This is a genomic window from cf. Phormidesmis sp. LEGE 11477, from assembly GCF_015207105.1.
Lineage (GTDB): Bacteria > Cyanobacteriota > Cyanobacteriia > Phormidesmidales > Phormidesmidaceae > Phormidesmis.
This window is the reverse complement of record NZ_JADEXO010000055.1, coordinates 17,227-37,407: the sequence shown is the minus strand read 5'-3', so window position 1 is coordinate 37,407 and position 20,181 is coordinate 17,227. Positions and strand designations below refer to the sequence as shown.

Sequence of the window (20,181 nt, the reverse complement as noted above, 5' to 3'; positions counted from 1 at the left end):
GGGCTGGTCTTGCAATAGCTTCTTGAATCCTTGCGGGCTCAGCCTCAACAAAGTGGTCTCTTCAATCGCCTTGACCGTCACAGTACGTGGAATTCCAAGCATCAGCGAAAACTCACCGACGAACTGCCCAGCTGTTATCGTCGTTGTTTGCTGCGTTTTCGGAAAGGTATAGCTCACCGAACCCGAAAGAATAATGTAAAAAGCATCTCCTGGGTCACCCTCCCGGTAGATAATCTCGGCGGGCTCTAGGCGGATGCGGCGGCCTATTTCGACTAGCTTACGCAGCTCGATGTCAGTGCAGTTGCGAAAATAAGGCACCTGTCTGAGCAAATCTTTGATAGCAACTGGCTTGGCAAAGGCATCCAAATTACTTTCACGCGGCTGTTGTAGCTCAGCATGCTGCGGATAGTCACTCGGGTCAGAGTTAATCACTACATTAGGATTGCGATTCCAAACGTCAATTCGCGGCGAAGCAAAACGAATGCCGTTCTGCTCAAAGTTCTGCCTGATGATAAAGTTCAGCGAGCTTTCTACCTTAAATTTTTGATCGATCTGATCGGTCCAGACCCAGAGCTTGAAATCTAGCGAATTTGGGCCAATGCTGGTGAAATACACCTCTGGTGTTCGCTCTGTTGAAACGGTTTCTTCTAGATACGCCGAATCCATCAGCACCTCAATTACCAATAGCGGATCGCTCTCGTGAGCCACGCTGACAGGGATAGAAACCCAGCCCTTTGTATTAAAGTAGGTCCAGTTGATGATCCGATTACTAACCAGATCGCTGTTAGGAACGACGATATACCTATCGGTAATGGTGCGGATAATCGTAGAGCGTAGCGAGATCTCTGTGATGTGACCGAGCAGATCGTCAATTTCAATAAAGTCTCCCACTTTTAGCTTTTGTTCAACTAGCAGAGTCAGTCCACTAATAAAGTTCTTGGTAATTTCTTGCAGGCCAAAGCCAATACCGATACCGAGGCTACCAGCCACAACAGCCAGTGAAGCGATGTTGATACCAGTGGTTTGCAGCAGGGCCAGACACAGGATCAACCCGGCGGTATAAGAGGCGATCGCCGCGACCGATTCTCGCGTGCCCTGTCTAAGCCCTAGGTGCTTTAGCAATCGCCGAGAGAGAAATCGCCTTAGGCCCCACCCCGCTAGAAACGTGATCAAAACAATCAACAGAAACTGAGCAACGGCACTCAGCGAAAGGGCAGAGTTCCCTAGCTGAAAGAAGGGCGAATTTAGTACCGACTGCATCTGCTCGAAAAAAATAAACACTCGCTAGTATAGGTCACCCCAGAGAAATATAGCGTGGTATATAGAATCTTTGGAGTAGCTGCGTAATCAGGAGGATAGTGGTAGAGTCCTTATCTTTTCATTTACTTTTTGCAACAGAGCTTTGCAACAGATCCCGACAGTAAGCAGAGCTTATGAAAGCCTCACTCCTATGTTAGATCTGTCTGCGCCTTTCTTACTAGATGCCCATCTTTAAAGAACATAGTGGTGAACGAGTCATCTGAATTTTTCCATTTGAACACTGTGACTGAATCAGACTGTGAAATTTCCTTGCCACTACCGAGAATCAACTCTACCTGTTCTAAAGACATCTCTAGTTTGACCCGCTCGTATTGAAGCAACGTAATTAGATCTCGGTCTCGATAGATCAAAACCTTCTCTATTCCATAACCGATGCCAGTGCCTAGCACCACACCTATAGAGAATATGGTAGTTATGTAGTTGCGAAGCTTTGGAACAATCAGCAACGTTTTCATCGATAGATTCTTTGAGTCGGTCGGTTCAGGGTCGTTGGCAGAGCAAAATAATTTAATCATAGCTTTGATAGATGTCGTTTTTACTGAATCAACTGAAAAGTCTTCGATCCGGCACGAACAGAAACTGTGCCAATCGATGCGCTTCACAAAAAATAGTTAGTCCAATCATCGCCGACTAACCATAGGAAGCAAGCTGCTGTACCTGCAAAACAACAAGCGCCACGTTGTTACGAATCCCCACCATGTAAACCCGCTGACCTGCTGATAGAGCAGGTTGTTTAGCGCCATAGAGTTCAGCCTGGTAGAAAATTCCTTGACACTTGATCGTGCCGCGAGAACGAGTATGCACAGGATCTTCAACGACGGCTTCACGCGCTTCTGAAAAAAGGTGAGTCTTTGTTTTAAACAGCATAATTATGTCCTCTACGAACTAAAAGATGATCGCTGCGTTAGTGCAGCTTCAAACGATTTCTTCTTTAAAGACAAAAAACGGCCAATGGTTAGGAGATTTAGTCCTCTACCACCGACCGCAGAAATCACATCTGTCTTGTCTGGCTATCTAATTTGTGGATATAGCAGTATTCGTAACAACTTGAGTGTCGAGCGCTTCTAATGAGTCCTATCTTCGACAATGCAAAGCGTTGCTATGAGATACTTATGAAGTATGTCCATACTTTGACATCTGGTTTTGAAGGTAGTCTCTAGTCAGACGTTTTAGCGCTCTAACCTCAGACTCATCTAATTCCCCTAGCTCTGAAATACCTGATTCCCACTTAACACGTATTTTTCTTCCGTGCTTTAAAGCATCTGTTTGAACGTGTAGTTTGGCGTAGCCCGATCTTCTTTCTATACTAAACAAGAAGTGGATAAGCGCTTCAGAAAAAACAGAAGGAAGCTGATGTCCACTAAAGCCCGAAAGCTCTAATGGATTGAACTCATGGGGACACAAATATAGCCTGAATGCACTCTCAGGAGTATATATAGATTGATAAAACTGATCAAAGTGTGATTCTTCCATCGAAGTAGACCCAAGCAAGACACAAACGTATTGTCAATGACGCCGTTAGCTATCTAACAATATGAGCTATTGTAATGCCTCTGTAAAGTTATCGCAAGCCCTCTTTATTTTTTGGCGATACTCATAGGCTTAGATAGGTTCAGATGTGTCCGCCCATTGATGGGCAATAGAGCCTGTTCGCTGAACCGACTGACAGCAATCGATCGTCAGCAAGTGATTGACGAGCTGCTCGTAGTTTTAGAATCGCTGCTTCTACTAAGCCTATTTAAAACGCTATACCTGTGCAGGATTTGCACATTTGATTCGCATTTCGCTCCTTACTTTTCTCGGTAACTGGGATTAATAAGAAACGCATCTATTACCACCTGTTGTCTGACGGGTAAAATGGTCGCAACGTATGAACATCTTTGCTCTTAAAGTCATTTATACTTGATTCTACTGAGAATTTTAACTTATCGAAAAAGCTCATCAATCCGTTTTTTTGCTAGTATGCTTTGTAAGTAGGCTAGAACTAACTCTATGCAAAACCGCTATGCAAAAAGAGGCAAAGCCATGTTGACAGAAAGTTTTCTCCGGCAAGCTGCCCGCGACCATAGCCTTACCTGTAAGCAGGAAGATGTCTTTCTGCGAAAGATCTTTCAAAATCAACCTTATGACGTTATCACTGACCAGCTAGAGATCTCAAAAGCTGCCTGTTTAAAGCGCATGGGTGAGGTGTACGATAAGTTTGAGATTAGAGGCAGCGGTAGAGGAAAAGAACAGAAATTAAGAAAAAAGCTACTGGCACAGACTGCTCAATTTCAAGATACGAAGACTAGAATTCAGCAGCCAAGAAGCTCCGGCGATCCTAGCAGCGCAGGTATGCGAATATTGCCATCTGCCGATTGGAATTTGGATAAATCGCTCGCATCACCGCCTAGATACGATGCTTGGATTCAGACGTTGCGCGACTGGTTTGTCTGCTTAGGATATCAGTTTGATAGTTCACCTGAGCCCCAAGATCAAGATACTCGCCTGGCCCTAACAACTGAGTCGGCTGCTCATGTGGAATGGGTTGTACAGGTGCGAGCGCGTCGCGGCTGGGACAAGATTGTGATTCATGCGGTGCGCGGTGAAGCTCAGCTATCCCACGTTAGGACGCTACATGAGGCTACGCATCGTCATGCGGCAGTAGAAGGCTGGCTGGTTGCACATCGTCGGACCAGCTCTTCGGCGCGGGCAGAAGTAAACTTGCCCAATAGTCAGCTATTTTGTTACACCTTTGATGAACTTATTGATGAAGAAATTGACTTTGACAGCTACTTCGAGTGGTTAGAGGAGACTGTTGAAAGCAAAGAGATAACCGACAATTATATTCCGCTGGCCTGTCGAAAAGCTGAGTTCGTGCCTAGTTCTTCAGAGGTGATTGCCTATAGTCACTACGGTCAGTCAGAAGGATGGATAGACAGCTATATTGACCGCTGGCTAGACGATCCGGTGAAAGAACATATCTCTGTGCTGGGTGAGTTTGGCACAGGTAAGACTTGGTTTACACTGCACTATGCCTGGCAAACCCTAGAAAAATACAAGCAAGCTAAGGAAAAAGGAGTAGAGCGGCCACGATTGCCTTTGATTATCTCACTGCGTGACTGCGGTAAGTCGGCGTCATTAGAGTCGTTGATTCTGGATTATTTCTTTCGCAAATACCAGATCTCGATACCTAGCTATCAGGCATTTGAGCAGCTAAATCGCATGGGTAAACTGCTGCTGATCTTTGATGGCTTCGACGAAATGGCTTCAAAGGTTGATAGGCAAAGTATGATCAACAACTTTTGGCAGTTGGCTAGAGTTGTCGTTCCTGGTTCCAAGGTGATTTTGACCTGTCGGACTGAGCACTTCCCAGATGCTAAACAGGGGCGTAGCTTACTTAGCGCTGAGCTGAAGGCTTCTACGGACGCGCTAAAGGCAGAATCTCCCCAGTTTGAAGTTTTAGAGCTAGAACCCCTTAGCGATGAGCAAATTCAACGAGTAATTACTTCCTTAGAAAGTCCGGCGATTACGCATCAATTTGCTAGCCAACTCGATCTATTAGAAATTGCCCGTCGTCCATTGATGCTGGCGCTTATCCTACAGGCACTGCCAGCAATCTCGTCTGGTCAGCCAGCGGATTTGGCTCGAATCTATCTATACACTGTTCGATCTAAGATGGAGAAAGATATCTCTGCTGAGCGAACGTTTACCTCGCTAGCTGACAAGCTCTATTTCTTGTGTGAACTGTCTTGGGAGATGCTCTCTACTGAACAGATGAGCCTAAGCTACAAGCGGTTTCCCGCTAGGGTTCGTCAGTTTTTTGGAGAGGCGGTAGAAGCTGATACAGATCTAGATCACTGGCACTATGACATGATGGGCCAGACTATGCTAATTCGCAACGAGCGCGGTGAATATTCTCCTGCCCATCGCTCTTTTTTAGAGTTTTTTGCTGCCTTTAAACTAGTTGCTGAGCTAGGGTGTTTAGCGCCTGATTTTGTAGCGATCGCGCAAAACCAGTCTCACATAGATGACGCTAAGACGGCAAAAGGCTATCTATGGTCCGAGTATTTCAAACGGGAGGTCAATCGCTTGGGGCAAGTAGTGGCGATCGCGCCTCTAGAGACGTTCGTTCAAGAAGAGCGATCGCACCTTAGCGAAACCTTAGGACATTCGGTTCTGTCGAAAGCGCTACTAGAGTTTATGCTGCCGATGATGAATATTGTGGAATCTAGAAGAGACGTTAGCCAACGTTTATCAAATGCGCTTTTTGCTATGGATAGGCAGGCAGATGCTGACGCTGGCTATCTGACTGGAAACTTGATTACGCTATTACTCAAGGTCTCTTCTGCTGCGCTTCAGGGCAAAGACCTTAGCGATCGCATCGTTCGCGGTGCTGATTTTACCGCAGCAAATTTGCGAAATGTCAGCTTCACTCATTCTCAGATGCAAGATTGCATATTCCCTCAAAAATGGAGCGGCGATCTTTCCGTTTCATATAGTTCAGATGGATGCTGGCTAGCAGTGGTTGATTCCACAGGCGAAATCTCTTTGCGGGATGCTACAAGCTATGAACCCGTGTGGCAGAAAAAAGGACATACAGACTGGATTAGAACACTTGCATTCGATGCTAAATGTCAAACGCTAGCAACCGGTAGTCACGATCAGACTATCAAGCTCTGGGATGTGAAAACCGGTGAGCTGATCAAGACTATCAACACTGAACACCGAGTCTATACACTGATGTTTAGCGCCGATTACGATAGTTTAGCCAGCGCGGGCGATAGCCAAACTATCAAGATTTGGGATGTTCGTACCGGTAAGTGTCAGCAAACCCTAGAAGGACACCAGTCGTGGATTGGCGCAGTTGCCTTCGGTCGTAACGCCACGCATGAAGTCCTTGCTAGCGGCAGCAACGATGGAGAGATCAGAATTTGGCACGTTAGCAGCGGTCAATGTCTGAAGCGTTTAGAAGCTAGTGGAGATAGCATTCAGACGCTTGCTTTTGATGCCGCTAGTCGAAAGCTGGCCAGTGGAGATACAGGCAATGCTATCAGGGTTTGGAACTTAGGCACTGGCGAACGGATACAGCTGTTTGAAGGTCACAGTGATTGGGTGCGAACCGTTCACTTCAGCCCAGGTGGGCGACTGCTTGCTAGCGGCAGCAATGACAAGACAATCAAGCTTTGGAATACTGAAACGGGCCAGTGTGTCAGGACTATTGAGGCTCATGAAACGCGCGTGTGGTCGGTGGCATTTACGCCAGATCAAACAACGGTAGCAAGCGGTAGCGATGATAGAACTATCAAACTGTGGGACGTCCGAACCGGGCAGTGTATGAAAACGCTGTGGGGGAACAGCCGAGGGCTTTGGTCTATTGCATTTAGCGCCGATGGAACAAAGGTGTATTGCGGTAGCGACGATCGCCGCGTTCAGATGTGGGAGGTCGCCTCTGGAGAAAATCTGAAGGCTTTGCAAGGGCATCAGGGCCGAGTTAGAACAATTGCGCTCTCCGAAGAGGCGCAGCTAATCGCCAGTGCTAGCGATGATAAGACAGTCAGACTTTGGGATATGCAGACAGGAGAATGCCTACAAACAATGAAAAAGCATTATGACTGGGTTTGGTCTGTAGATTTTAGCCCGGACGGTCAGATGCTAGCGAGCGGGAGTTTAGATAATTCCGTTATTCTGTGGGATACCCAGACAAGACAGTATCTAAGAACACTAGAAGGTCATACTAAATTTGTGTGGTCTGTTGCATGGCGTCCTGTCAACACTACCTCGACAAATTCTGTATTAGCTAGCGGCAGCGCTGACCAAACTGTTCGACTATGGGATGCTGCTACGGGGGCTTGTTTGCATGTATTAAAAGGGCACGGCTATCAAGTTGCCTCGCTCGCCTTTTCTCCTGACGGTAGCCGTTTAGCCAGCGTCAGCGACGGCGGCGAAATCAAAGTTTGGCTAGTAGATACTGGAGAATGCATCCTTACCCAAAACGATGAAAGCCAGCTAAGAACGATCGCCTGGAGCCCAGATGCACAATATTTAGCCAGCAGTGGGCTAGATAAAGTGGTAAGGCTTTGGCAGGCAGATACAGGAGATCTGATTAGAGAGATAGCAATTCATCACGAACCTGTATTTTCTTTATCTTTTAGTCCAGATGGGAAGGCTTTGGCAAGCGGTGGGGAAGCTGGTGTACTTTTCCTTTCTGAGGTGAGTACGGGACAGCTATTAAGACAGCTCAAAGTAGATAGTGCCTATAAAGGAATGGATATAACAGGTGTTACCGGACTTGACCCAGTACAGCGCTCTACCTTGATCTCATTAGGCGCAGAGGATAGGGGTACAGCTGTATCTTAAGTCCCTTGCAAGATCAGCTCATGCTTCGCGATATAGTGATATGCACTCTAACCCTACCTTGTATGAATGTCGATAGTTGATATGCTGAGCGTCTTTTGAACTTCTTGTCTACCTTTTCCAAACACTGTCTCTTTCCCAACTCTAGATGTGATCGATACCACACTTTTCGTAAACCAGTCTAACTGTGACCAAACGGTCTACCTGCCTGTCAGTTCGCCTCAACGCTGCGATCAACGGGCTGGACAGCAGCTACAAAACTATCCAGAATTCTCTTGGGAACTAGTGGTTGATGCCAGCGAAGGTCTTCCTTTGCTAGTCGAAGTACCCACTATTTCTAGGCCATCTGTAGCCACTAGGTCATGTCAGCCAGAACCGTTTCCCTATGGCGATAGACCTGCTTTGCTAGCGAAGATCAGAAAAACGACTCAGCCCAAGGTCATTAGAGACGCTTACGCTCTGTCGGCGCTGCGGTTTAAGTTGAACCCCTTTCAAGCTGAAGATAGCCGTGAAGATAACAAGGTAAAGGGTATCCCAACTGTTTTGCAGGCGCTCTACTGGCAGAAAAAGCTACAGGGAAAACTGCTTGAGCATGACGCTGATAGTACCCAGTGGCTGGAAATGCCTTCCTTGCAATCACTAGAAGCCGCTGTGAACGAGCGACAAGAGAAGATGCGATCGCTCTACACTCGCGAACTAGTTCCCCTAATGAATGCCAATCCACTAGATCCCACCCTGCACTGCCATGGGCTCTCTAGTCAGCTAGTCCACGATCTAAAACGGTACGTCCAGCTACAAAACTCTCCCAATCTTTTCTTTGATCTAATGCAGTGGCTAGAAAGAGACATCGCCGTCAGACGCTGGCGCTCTGCTCGCCTGGGTCAGCCACTGTCGTCTGAAGACGCCTTGACTTTTGTGATGAATAGCTGGATCGACCCAGGCGGACAGCGAAGGAAAAAAGCTATTACCTGCCCAACCCGAGTACCCCTTGGGTATATGCAATCTATTAGACGAAAAAATCAGCCGTTCATTACTCAAGAATTTGCAGACCACGCCCACGGTGCGTTCAACCACTGGTTACAAGAGCATATTTGGCAGCGTTTTTACTCCCTTTACTCAGAACAATGTCAGCTTTCTCCTGCTCAATTTTTTAAGCAGATAGGTCGCAGCCATTTTGCCTTCGCAGATGCCATTTATGAATTGCATATGGCAAATGTAGCAAACCCTGCTAACACCAATTTCTGGACCGTACTGCAGTTCTATTTACCCTTGATGGCACCATGGTCTTGACCGTAATTGCTAAACACTAGAAGAGATCAGGTCTCTGTTTTTAGCTGGCTTCTTGCAACAGAGCAGTTTTTCTAAAGGTACCCGAGCGGGTGATGAAGGAAAAGCATTTCATCGGATATGAATAGGTCATATCGATCGGCCAGCAGAGAGTAGCTCTCTTCTTTGGCTAATCGCTTCAGCCTGTTTGCTGCTGTAGATATAGCGTGTACCTGATGCATTAGGTACACGCGAGCCACTTGGCCTGTTATACCGCAAGGCTTTTAACCTGTAGTTATGTACTTCAGCCAAGTGAGAAACGCTATAGTTTTGTCCTAGTGACAGTAAAAACTTTGACTCGCTAAAGAAATGCTGAACTGATGAAACACTTTTCTGAAAAAAAGTCCTGTTGCTGTGAATCTATCGCGTAGAAGGTTATTACGACTTTCGCGGGTAGAACATAGCTATTAGTTATCTTCTTGCAATACTATCTGCGACTGCATGCGACACCAAACAGTAGCCTCAAGAGTATTTTCAGAAATACTCACAGCCTTTCTTGTGTTTAATTTTTGGGGTGTATAAAGCCTCGTTTGAGCAATATTTGCTACTTAGGAGATTCCAATGGCCAACTTTAACTTGAATGGATTTGTTAACGAAGATGTGATTACTAGCGGACTAACTGCGCCGATCGCCTTAACGTTTCTGCCTGACAACCGCATGCTGCTAATAGAAAAGGGAGGACAGGTGCTGATTGTCGATCCCAACTCGGGGCAAAAGTCTCTCTATCTAGATATTTCCAACATCGTTAACTCTGGGCAAGAACGCGGCCTGCTAGAGATCGCCATTCCCCCCGATTTTGAGCTTAATTCAGCCAGCGGAAGAAATTTGATCTACCTTTTCTACACACGCTCAGGCAATACCAATCGCGCTGTGATTGCTAGCTTTGAACACGACGAGCTTTCAGGCGGACTTTCTAGTAAAGCCAGACGCAACAGCGAGACCATCCTTTGGACCGATACAGATGCCTATGTCTCCTGCTGTCACTACGGCGGCGGCTTAGATTTTGGCCCAGATGGAAAGATCTGGCTGACGAGCTCCGATAAGTTCAACACTTCTAATGGCGGTGAAGGCGGCCCCGATGACGACTGGCCACTTAACCTAGAAAACACCAGCGGTAAAATCATTCGCATCAGTCGCGATGGATCTATCCCAGATGGCACAGACGGCTGGCCTGCCAACCCCTATGTCGACGGCGTTATTGATGGCCCCTATCCTAGTCTGGCAGCAGACGGACAGCCCTATGAGCCGCATCCTTCTATCTGGGCATACGGCCTGCGTAACCCGTTCCGAGCTGCCTGGGACAAAGAGTATGGCAAGTTTTACATTGGTGAAGTGGGGGGCAATCGAAATCGATCAACCGATGATATTCATGTGGCCTCGCTCGCTCAGCCGGGTGCTTTCTATGGCTGGAACTTCTATGAAGGCGTCAACAGCGCCGTTCTCTACAGTCCGGCAAAATCACCCTTCAACCCCGTTGATTTTCCGCAGCCGGACACTGATCTAGCTGACCCTGGCAATGGTGACTATTATTCTGCGCCGATATATGACATCCCGCACTCATCTTTGACTGGTGGCTTTGTCTATCGGGGTGATATGTTCCCAGAAGAGTTCAAGGGTGTCTACTTTTATGGCAACTTTGAGGACAGCTATATCAAGTTCCTCGACTTGAACGCTACAGGCGATCGCGTCGAAGGCGAGTATGACTTCAAACCCAGCGGCGATATTTCTGGGGCTGTCCCGAATGTTGTCTTTTTAGGGGAAGGCATCGACGGGGCGCTGTACTACATCAACTATGCCGCCAACGGCGGCCAGGTGCAGCGTATTACCTTTGGTGGCCTCAGCACTCCTTCCATTCAGTCCTTTAGCATGACTGACGATCAGGGCGCTCCTGATGACCAGGCTGGCACAGCGGTACCGCTGAATGTCACCTACGCGGCAACTGTAGCCGATAGCGACACACCGCTGGGTGATTTGACTTACAGCATCAACTTTGGCGACGGTACACCCGCCGCGACTGGCTCGCCCAACCCGACTCCAGGCGAAATTTCAGTCAACCATCAGTACACAGCCGCTGGTGTTTACGATGCTACGCTTAGCGTTAGCGACGGCACCCTCTCAACGCTGGCCGAGCCCATCACCGTTACTGTCGGCAGCGTTAACAGCGCCCCTGAGTTCCAGGCCGCCAGCTCAGATATCACATTCGGTGACCCCGGTGACCAGGTGACCTTTGCCGCGACGGTTGCAGACCCAGATGACCCGGTTAACACGCTCGCCTACACACTTGATTTCGGTGATGGCACCCCGAATAGTACGGGTAGCCCCAACAACAACGGCGAGATCGAGGTTACGCATACCTATACAAGCGAGGGCACCTATAATGCTTTTTTCACTATCTCGGATGGCAAAGCCGATCCCGTATTGTCTGATACTATCGTCATTCAAATCGGTATTTCTAGTCAGCTACCGGTCACTAATGGTTTGATATTTCAGGTAGAAGCCTTTACCAAAATCGGTCTGGACGGGACGAAAGTGACCAAGTGGATCGACCAGTCTAGCTTTGCTAATAATCTGCGCTCAGCGGGCGAGCCGCAGTATATCGAAAGTGCGACGCCGTCTGGTCAACCTGCTGTAGCGCTAAATGGCAATGGCGACTATCTCTTCCGAGAACAGACACCGGCAACAGATCTACAAGGTTTCTCTAGTGGCAACGATTCACGGACAATGTTCTTTGTAGTGAATTACGAGAATGTCAAGAACCGAGAATATGCTGGCCTTGCCTATGGCAAAGCGTCTAATAATCAGGCCTTTGGTCTGACCTTGAACGGAAACAAGGATAATTTCACGGTTCAAGGCTGGGGGAAAGCAAACGATCGGGCCACTAATATTGATGGTGTGATCGATCCTGATAGCGGTCAACAGCGCGGCTTCGTTTCCCATGCTGTCGTGTTTGATGGGACGACATTCAAACACTATGTAAACGGCGTAGAGATTGATTCTGGCAATAAAACTTACAACACGGTCGTTGAAAAGCTGCTGATTGGCCAAAACCTAGATGGGGGTGAGACACCGATGAGTGTCGCTGCTGCGTTTATCTATAATCGCGCTCTAAATTCAAACGAATTCAATGCAGTCGAAAGCTATGTCCAGCAAACTTATCTATAGGGTTGGTCGCTTGAGCGAGGTACAGCCGGGCTAAAAGCCTGATGCAAAAACGCTTTAGAGGGTGTTTCACTAATGGAACACCCTCTTTGCTTGAGCGTCTGAAACCAGGCATGCGGGCTAGCTGGCGAAGAGTATATTCTCATTTGGTGTCTTCTCTTTCCCCGGTATACTGCTCTAAATGCTTCCAATGCTTCCATGAACGGATCTAGTCCACCGCCACCGCCACCGAACCCCAGAGCACGTAATTCTAAATCGTCGCCTAGTTCTAAACCGACTAGGGCAGTTAGGCGTAGACGACCCGGTCGAGCGCTGACGCCGTGGCCTCAGCTTATATTGCTGTGCTCGCTCTACATTGTCATTGGTTTAGTCCTGTCGATGCCAGAGCCACCGCCCTGGGTTTGGCTGGTAACTGCGATCGCAATTCCGCTGATGGCCTTAGGGCTAACCCCTTCCTTTGACTTTGCTAACAAAAGCCTGAAGCGAAAGCATCGGGTCGGCGTGCTCTCTTATCTAGGTGGACTGTTGCTAGTTGTGGCGCTCTCAGTGGCGGTGAACTACATCGGTAGCGATCAAAACTTAGATCAGATTGGCTTTAGCTCAGCGCTGATCGGACTAGGGCTGCTAACGCTCTTGTCGGTAGTGCTGACGGCGGCAACTGCGATCGCTACGGCCCAGGTAGGCTCGCGGCTGATGGGGAGCGCGCAATACTGGCGAAGCGTGACGATGGTCGTGGTGACTAGCCTAGTGGGTCTGTGTGTGGGTGGCTTAGCTGGGCTGTTTATCATCACGCCAGTGTAGATGCCGCTGCGAGCATAAATGCTTTGATGGATGCCGTAGTGAAAAACGTTGGAGTCAAGCAGGCTGTGATAGGGCGCTTTTATAGAGTATTTTTTGATCATGTATGCCATTGATTTTGGGACGAGTAATACGGTCATCGCTCGCTGGAACGCTGAGACTCAGTCGCCTGAAACGATTGTGCTACCAGGGCTGTCGATGCAGCAGAAAGGCAATCCGCCGCTGGTGCCTAGCCTACTGTATGTAGAGCAAGCGGCCATGGCAGTAGAGAATGTGAAGACGATGGTGGGGATGGCGGTGCGCGATCGCGGCCTAGATCTCTCTAGCGATCCTCGATTCTTTCGCAATTTCAAGCGCGGTATCGGCACGCCAGTGCAGGGATTTATCCCCGAACTAGACGGTCATATTCTCTCTTTTGAAGCGGTCGGCAACTGGTTTTTGCGAAGCGTGATTGAGGCGCTAAAGCAGCAAGATCCGGCTCTTGATTCCATCATTTTTACCGTGCCGGTAGACAGCTTTGAGTCTTATAGAAACTGGCTAGGCAGCGTGTGTCAGTCGCTAGATATTGACCAAGTCAGGCTGATTGATGAACCGACCGCAGCGGCGCTTGGCTATCAGACTAGTCCTGAGCAGAAAACGCTGCTAGTGGTTGATTTTGGTGGCGGTACACTAGATCTCTCTCTGATTCAGCCGACCTTTGCCAAAGAGAAACCCACCGGATTTTTCTTGAAATGGGGCAATCAGTCGCGATCGCCCCAGGCAGACACTCAGCCGTCGCCTAAAACGGTGCGGGTGTTAGCCAAGGCTGGAGAGAACCTAGGCGGTGCCGATATCGATCGGTGGCTAGCTGAGCACTTTGCTAGCACGCAGGCGCTACCGCTGACGCCGCTGACCCTGCGACTAGTGGAGAAGCTGAAGATCGCACTTTCTACTAGTCAAACGGCTGAGGAAGCTTATTTTGACGAAGAGACCTTAGATAGCTACGAGCTGTCGCTAACGCGCGATCGCCTAGAAGAAATCCTCACTGAAAAAGGCTTTTTTGATCGTCTAGACAGCCGCCTAGATCAGGTCTTGCAGCAGGCCCAAAGACGAAACCTCGTCGCCGACGACATTGACGCTGTGCTGCTAGTAGGCGGCAGCGCCCAGATTCCGGCAGTTCAGGCTTGGGCCGCTGGGCACTTCGGCGTAGACAAATTTGGCGTAGACAAAATTAAAGGCGATCGCCCGTTTGAAGCGGTTGCTCAGGGCGCACTAAGGCTGCAAACGGTCGAGCTAGAGGACTTTTTGCACCACAGCTATGGCATTCGCTACTGGGACCGCCGTCAGAACGCGCATGGCTGGCACCCAATTATTCAGCGCGGTCAGCCCTATCCGACCCCAGAGCCGATCGAGTTTTTTCTAGGAGCTTCTACCGAAAAGCAGCCCAGTATCGAGCTGATTTTAGGAGAGCTAGGCGAGTCGGCCCCGCTGCGGACAGAGGTTTATTTTGAAGGGAATCAGCTCGTGACTCGTCAAACTACAGCCGGGGGCGAGACGCCAGCAGTCCAGGCGCTAAACGATACCGATAGCGGTCGCAAGATTGCCCAGCTAACGCCGCCGGGGTTTCCAGGGAGCGATCGCATCCGCGTGCTATTCAACGTCGATACTGAACGGTTTTTGCGAATGACCGTAGAAGATTTGCTCACCAGCGAGACACTCCTAGACAATCAGGTCGTGGTGCAGCTCAGCTAGATATTGTCATCCGGGGGAAATTCTCTAGGCGTCTCTAACCCCCAGCGGTTGGATAGACCAGTCGGTATGTTTTTTTGTTCGATCAGTCGCAAAGTCAATCGTGCGGTGATCGCTACTTGAGTGAACGTCATTAAGCTCAAGAATATTAAGCCAGAGGCGATTATGCTGCGAGGGCGGGAGAGCCGCTTTTGATTGAGTCTGTGGAGGGCGATCGCCAACACCGTCGATAGAATGAGCTTCGAGACTAACAGCATCCCTGTGGCTATCCAGCACAGCAGGAGCAGGCTAGCAGCCCAGCAAAACGTCAGCAGCAGCCAGTACAGCCGCGCCTCATATACCTTCTTGCATACGGACGAGAGGCCAGCAAACGGCAGCGCCTGCGGATAGCTAAATGCCTTGGCCATATCAGCGGCCAGCCACGCACTGGGCAAGGCAAAGCAAAAGATAGCGATCAGCCCCTGAGACGGCAACAGTAGAGCCGCCTGCCGGTAAGGAACACTGGTAGCTAACGCGCTGATAGCCCAGTTAGCGATCGAACTGAGTAGCCAGCTAGCCAATAGGATAGAGGCATCGGCGCTAAATGTCTTGATCAGCACAGCAGCCAGATCAATTCGGGCTCGTCGCTTTTTAGGATAGGGTTGACTGGGTCTGAAAAGTTCTTCTACGACGCGAACCGCAATCGAGCGAGTAGCAGTGACACGCTGAGCCAGCGCCCGCTTAGAAGGAGCACGAGTAGAGGGAGTCATGAGTTTTGTTTGACTGGGGTAGAGGCACTTTATGCACGGGTCTCTAACAGAACTACGCAGAAGACAAAGCGTAGCGGATAGAGATTTTGACAATAATACAAAAATCAGTTGAAGCGAGTGATTTTGTGCTCAAAAGGTGAAAAGATCCGTGGAAATACAAGACTTAGTTTTCACATTTATACCGCGCTCAATGAATCTATGAATTATCTTGAGACTTAAACAGATACCATATTTGACAACAGCCGCACGCCTAGAAAAAAGTTTGAGGGAGATCCTGTTTCTGTGAGCCTAACCCATAGCCCCGCTGCCGATTTGAATGCTAACGTCGATGCCGAATCGAGCGCTAGACGCCATGCCGACCGGCAGACCGATCAGCAAACCGGCGAAGCACTTCTAGAGACGTCAGCCGCCGCGCCGCGCTGGACAATCGAAGAGAGTGAAGAACTCTATCGAATCAAAGGGTGGGGCGAGCCGTATTTTTCGATCAATGCCAGAGGCAATATCACTGTCTCTCCTAGAGGCGATCGCGGTGGCTCTTTGGATCTCAAAAAGCTGGTAGAAGGGCTCAAGCAAAGGGATTTTCAGCTGCCTGTGCTGATCCGATTCTCGCAGATCCTCGAAGATCGGCTAGAGCGGATTAATGCTTGCTTTGCGAAGGCGATCGCCCGCTATAGCTATGAGGGTGTCTATCAGGGCGTTTTCCCGGTTAAGTGCAATCAACAGCGCCACATCGTCGAAGATCTGGTGCGCTTTGGTAAAGCCTTTCAGTTTGGCCTAGAAGCGGGGACCAAGCCTGAGCTGATGATCGCCCTAGCCAGCCTACATACGCCAGGTGCGCTAATTATCTGCAACGGCTACAAAGACGAGTCTTATATTGAAACGGCGATGCTGGGCCAGCGCCTAGGACAAAAGCCGATCATCGTCTTAGAGCAGGTAGAAGAGGTCGATGTAGCGATCGCGACGGCAAAGCGCCTCGGCATTCAGCCCAACCTAGGCGTACGGGCCAAGCTCGCCGCGAAAGGCTCAGGCCGCTGGGGAACGAGCGCCGGCGACCGGGCGAAATTTGGCTTGACTATTCCCGAAATTATCACCGTGGTCGAAAAGCTCAAAGCAGCCGACATGCTAGAGAGCTTGCAGCTTTTGCACTTTCACATTGGCTCACAGGTAAATGCGATCAGCGTGATCAAAGAAGCGATGCGTGAAGCCTGTCAGATCTATGTAGAGCTAGTCAGCCTCGGTGCGCCGATGGGCTATCTCGACGTGGGCGGCGGTCTAGGCGTAGACTATGACGGCTCTAAAACTAGCTCGCAGGGTTCGAAGAATTACAGCATTCAAAACTATGCAAACGACGTGGTGGCCCATGTGAAGGATGCCTGCGTAGCTAGGAACATACCGATGCCGACTTTGGTCAGTGAAAGTGGACGCGCGATCGCCTCTCATCAATCCGTACTCATATTCGATATCCTGGGCACCAGCGAAGCCATTCCCGAAGACCCCACCCCTTATCAAGACGGCGAACACAACCTGATTCGCGAACTTTGGGATGTGTACACCACCGTCAGCGCCGACAACTATCAAGAAGCTTTCAACGACGCCGTTCAATTCAAGAAAGAAGCCGCTAGCTTGTTCAATCTCAACTATCTGCGCCTAGCCGAACGTGCCCGCGTCGAAAGACTCTACTGGGGCTGCTGCAAGAAAGTGGCGGTGCTACTGCAACAGCAAGACTATGTTCCAGAAGAGCTAGAGCACCTTGAGAAAAGCATGGCCTCTATCTACTATCTGAATCTCTCTCTTTTCAAAGCCGCCTTAGACTCATGGGCGATCGGTCAGCTCTTCCCCATCCTACCGATCCACCGACTTAACGAAGAACCGACCAAGCGCGCCACCCTAGCCGATCTCACCTGCGACAGCGATGGCAAAATCGATCGCTTCATCAGCCAAAAAGGCGTCAAAGAAATCTTAGAACTTCACCCAGTCAGGGCCGATGAGCCCTACTATCTGGGGATGTTTCTAGTCGGCGCATACCAAGAAACCCTGGGCAACCTTCACAATCTGTTTGGCAACATCAACACCGTTCATATTCACCTAGCGTCAAAAGCCAAGACCCAGCAGGGCTACACCATCGAGCACGTCGTACGCGGCAACACCACCGACGAAGTGCTGCAACAGGTGCAATATAACCCCAAAGACATGATTGAACAGATTCGCCGTCGCTCTGAACAGGCGCTGAATCAGGGGCAAATAACTATAGAAGAAGCTCGCAAACTCATGGACAACTACAAAGCAGGCATGGATCGATATACCTATCTCACCGAATCTTGAAGACTCACTGAACCCAAAAACCATGAATGCGTTTCGATACCCAATGACAATTGTTTGGTCAGATGAAGATGGCTGTTACCTAGTACATTTTCCTGACTTCCCAGAACAAACCTATCGCACACACGGTGATAGCTATGAAGAAGCAGCTAGAAATGGCACCGAGGTTTTACAACTTCTACTAGAAGAAGATGATATTCCTTTGCCTAAGCCTAAAACTACTGCTGCATAGATTGTTTCTTTAACAAGAGTAGGAATTTGAGGTATCAGGGCAAAATTACCATAGAAGCCCGAAAACTAATAGACAACTACAAAGTAGGAATGGATCGCTATATCTATTTCACTGAATCTTAGAAAAATGAAATTTATTACAGTCCCAGGGAATGAGGCCATTGAAAGAGCTATCTCATCTATTGGTCAAAAAACTCGGTTTATAGTCTGTGGCGATCCGGCTGCCGAAGCGTGGTTTCTCACTACATCGTAATGCGACATCTGAATATATCGAGGCTACAGTCCGCCAGCCGCCCACCACTAGGGCACAAGCTATCTAGCTAGCCTGGGAACATCACTATTATTGCTCTGATGTTGTGGACGTTATTGCTGATAGAGCAGTCGACTTGATAGATTCTAACCGTTGGTCTTTTTGGTGGGACTGACTCCGAATTTTAGTGACCCGATAGTTTGACTAGGGCAGACTTCGATATACCGTAAGCCGATAAGAACAATTGTAATGTATCTAGCCGCCTGCTGGCGTGATGGGATGAAGCCTCACTGACGAGATCCGTTTCATGGTTCGTCTGCGATCGCTCTAGCTTCTCCTTGCGGTCTGCGTCTATCTTTTACGGGTTGTAGTCTCCCATCCTCTCGTCCGATAGACATAGCAGCTCCCCAGTTGATGAATGGAGCAACACGGTAGCCGTAGTCCCACAATCCGACGTATGAGTCTGCAGGCAGAGCAAATGGTTCGGTAAGAATAATATTAGGAGAACCTTGATAGTGAATGCGCGGCTGGTTTACAGCATTCGTTAGTTCCATTTCAAAATCTACTAGATTACTGACTATTTGGAAGACTGTTGTAGGTATAGTTGAGCCACCTGGACTACCCGTTACAAGATATACGTCTTGATTAGCGTCCACAAGGATAGTCGGTGCCATAGAGCTGAGCGGTTGTTTACCAGGTTCGATACTATTAGCCTCGCTTTGAACTAAACCATAAGTATTGGCAACATCGGCTTTAGCGGTGAAGTCATCCATCTCGTTGTTAAGAAAGAAACCAGTACCCGGAGCAATCACGCCTGCATCGAATAGCGTATTAATTGTGTACGTAACAGCGATCGCATTTGTAAGCAGACATTCAGCAGGCTATTGCGACTGCAAGTAGCGTCAGAACTGGAGCACTGGCAGCGGGTCGTGTTTGATAGCCTGGATCGTCGGATAGTACTTTCTCAGGAAAGAACGCTTTGAGAATAGTTCTCGTAGCTGCTGTTCAGTTAGACAGAGGATGTCGACCTGGTGAATGCTGACAAAGTGTGCGCCGCACTCTAAAGGAAACAGTTGCAGTCCGATCTTTGAGCGTCGAGCTAGTTCTAGTCTTTCTGTGAAAGGCATTTCCTTCACCTGCTGTCGCATATCCTTGTATTCAGCCATAGGAATCGAGCGTCGTGTTCCAAAGAGCGGCCCGCTCATAACCTCGTACATGCTGGGATTGTGCATGATGCGTTCTTCGGACCAGGGGAACAGACGAACCTCGATACCGTTGCATCGGGTGCGCCAATGTGCTCCGGTCTTGCGTCGAGTCGTTTCTGTCCATCGAAATAAACTATCCGGTTTGTTAGAGATAGCCTTTAGGGTTCTACGAACCGAAGTCGTTGCTAGTCGCAGTTCTTGGTGGCTTGCTAAATACGCCACGAGCAGTACGGTAAGACCGTGATCTTGAGCAGGGCAGACACCAAACCCCAGCAGTCGGCTGTTCAACTTCTTTAGCGATCGCGATAGCATTTGGGAGCTAGGGATAAGTGGTCGGTTCGGCAGCTTTGTTTGATTGAGCGTAGGACAGTAGTACTCGATGTATTGACGCTCTAGCTCCTGTAGTTGGTGCTGAGGGCAGGTCAGCCAAAACAGCGTAACATCAGCTTTTCTATCTATTAGTTCGAGCTGTTTGTATCGGTGGTGATTTTGCCAGCGCCGTTTTATATTGGTAGCCAAACCAACGTAGAGCACCTGCGAACAAGACACGGCGAAGTAGATGGCAGAACGCTCAGGTAGCTGATTTCTCTCTGACAGTTTCAGGTTCGGTAAGGTGAAAAATTCTTGGAGCACCGCTTCATTAGGCTGTATAGCTGTTCTACCTTACCCACTTATTCTCAGGTACTAGCCGCTCTGTTCAATCATTCCTACCTATAGAACTCAACTGTTGCAATAATTTCTATATTGCTAGACCCGCAAG

Annotated in this window: 15 protein-coding genes and 1 pseudogene; 9 read left to right on the top strand and 7 right to left on the bottom strand. The window is 48.9% G+C overall.

Going from position 1 to position 20,181, the window contains the following annotated elements; translation table 11 throughout:
- From IQ256_RS16075 to IQ256_RS16060, 4 genes are all read right to left on the bottom strand, one after another.
- On the bottom strand, positions 1-1,260 hold a 1,260-nt coding region (locus IQ256_RS16075), incomplete at its 3' end, for a mechanosensitive ion channel domain-containing protein (RefSeq protein WP_228024947.1).
- Positions 1,261-1,448: 188 nt separating this feature from the next.
- Positions 1,449-1,835, bottom strand: a complete 387-nt coding sequence (locus IQ256_RS16070) for a hypothetical protein (RefSeq protein ID WP_193856561.1) — start codon at positions 1,833-1,835, stop codon at positions 1,449-1,451.
- A gap of 115 nt (positions 1,836-1,950) precedes the next feature.
- On the bottom strand, positions 1,951-2,187 hold the full coding sequence (locus tag IQ256_RS16065) for an NfeD family protein (protein WP_193856560.1): 237 nt from the start codon (positions 2,185-2,187) through the stop codon (positions 1,951-1,953).
- Positions 2,188-2,430: 243 nt separating this feature from the next.
- Positions 2,431-2,793, bottom strand: coding sequence for a hypothetical protein (locus IQ256_RS16060; protein WP_193856559.1), 363 nt, complete (start codon positions 2,791-2,793; stop codon positions 2,431-2,433).
- Positions 2,794-3,345: 552 nt separating this feature from the next.
- On the opposite strand from IQ256_RS16060, the gene IQ256_RS16055 reads away from it, so the two are divergent.
- The 5 genes from IQ256_RS16055 (at position 3,346) to IQ256_RS16035 (ending at position 14,670) form a co-directional block, all read left to right on the top strand.
- A complete protein-coding gene (locus IQ256_RS16055) occupies positions 3,346-7,659 on the top strand; it encodes an NACHT domain-containing protein (protein WP_228024946.1) in 4,314 nt (1,437 codons plus the stop codon).
- 147 nt (positions 7,660-7,806) lie between these two features.
- The gene (locus IQ256_RS16050) at positions 7,807-8,946 is read left to right on the top strand and encodes a hypothetical protein (RefSeq protein WP_193856557.1); all 1,140 of its coding nucleotides are present in this window, start codon (positions 7,807-7,809) and stop codon (positions 8,944-8,946) included.
- Positions 8,947-9,543: 597 nt separating this feature from the next.
- Entirely contained in the window at positions 9,544-12,144 is a 2,601-nt protein-coding gene (locus tag IQ256_RS16045; RefSeq protein ID WP_193856556.1) for a PQQ-dependent sugar dehydrogenase, read from the top strand.
- A gap of 195 nt (positions 12,145-12,339) precedes the next feature.
- Positions 12,340-12,942: a hypothetical protein gene (locus IQ256_RS16040; RefSeq protein WP_193856555.1), complete on the top strand. Its 603-nt coding sequence runs from the start codon at positions 12,340-12,342 to the stop codon at positions 12,940-12,942.
- A 99-nt stretch (positions 12,943-13,041) separates the two neighbouring features.
- Positions 13,042-14,670, top strand: coding sequence for an Hsp70 family protein (locus IQ256_RS16035; protein WP_228024945.1), 1,629 nt, complete (start codon positions 13,042-13,044; stop codon positions 14,668-14,670).
- On the opposite strand, the gene IQ256_RS16030 is transcribed toward IQ256_RS16035, so the two are convergent.
- Positions 14,667-15,416 carry a hypothetical protein gene (locus tag IQ256_RS16030; RefSeq protein WP_193856554.1) on the bottom strand — a complete coding sequence of 250 codons (750 nt, stop codon included), beginning with the start codon at positions 15,414-15,416 and terminating at the stop codon, positions 14,667-14,669. The genes IQ256_RS16035 and IQ256_RS16030 overlap by 4 nt on opposite strands.
- Positions 15,417-15,698: 282 nt before the next feature.
- On the opposite strand from IQ256_RS16030, the gene speA reads away from it, so the two are divergent.
- The 4 genes and pseudogenes from speA to IQ256_RS30445 all read left to right on the top strand — a co-directional run.
- Positions 15,699-17,738 (top strand): biosynthetic arginine decarboxylase, encoded by a 2,040-nt coding sequence (gene speA / locus IQ256_RS16025; protein WP_193856553.1) that lies wholly within the window; start codon positions 15,699-15,701, stop codon positions 17,736-17,738.
- A gap of 22 nt (positions 17,739-17,760) precedes the next feature.
- The gene (locus IQ256_RS16020) at positions 17,761-17,967 is read left to right on the top strand and encodes a type II toxin-antitoxin system HicB family antitoxin (RefSeq protein WP_193856552.1); all 207 of its coding nucleotides are present in this window, start codon (positions 17,761-17,763) and stop codon (positions 17,965-17,967) included.
- Between the two features lie 126 nt (positions 17,968-18,093).
- The gene (locus tag IQ256_RS30060; protein ID WP_255516210.1) at positions 18,094-18,219 is read left to right on the top strand and encodes a hypothetical protein; all 126 of its coding nucleotides are present in this window, start codon (positions 18,094-18,096) and stop codon (positions 18,217-18,219) included.
- A 79-nt stretch (positions 18,220-18,298) separates the two neighbouring features.
- A pseudogene (locus tag IQ256_RS30445) lies at positions 18,299-18,391 on the top strand (hypothetical protein); the annotation flags it as partial.
- A gap of 130 nt (positions 18,392-18,521) precedes the next feature.
- Here the strand turns inward: IQ256_RS30445 and IQ256_RS16015 are convergent.
- Both IQ256_RS16015 and IQ256_RS16010 read right to left on the bottom strand, forming a co-directional pair.
- Complete coding sequence (locus tag IQ256_RS16015; protein WP_370623463.1) at positions 18,522-19,070, bottom strand: gamma-glutamyltransferase; 549 nt, start codon at positions 19,068-19,070, stop codon at positions 18,522-18,524.
- 48 nt (positions 19,071-19,118) lie between these two features.
- Complete coding sequence (locus IQ256_RS16010; protein ID WP_193856551.1) at positions 19,119-20,054, bottom strand: GIY-YIG nuclease family protein; 936 nt, start codon at positions 20,052-20,054, stop codon at positions 19,119-19,121.
- Positions 20,055-20,181 lie beyond the last annotated feature (127 nt).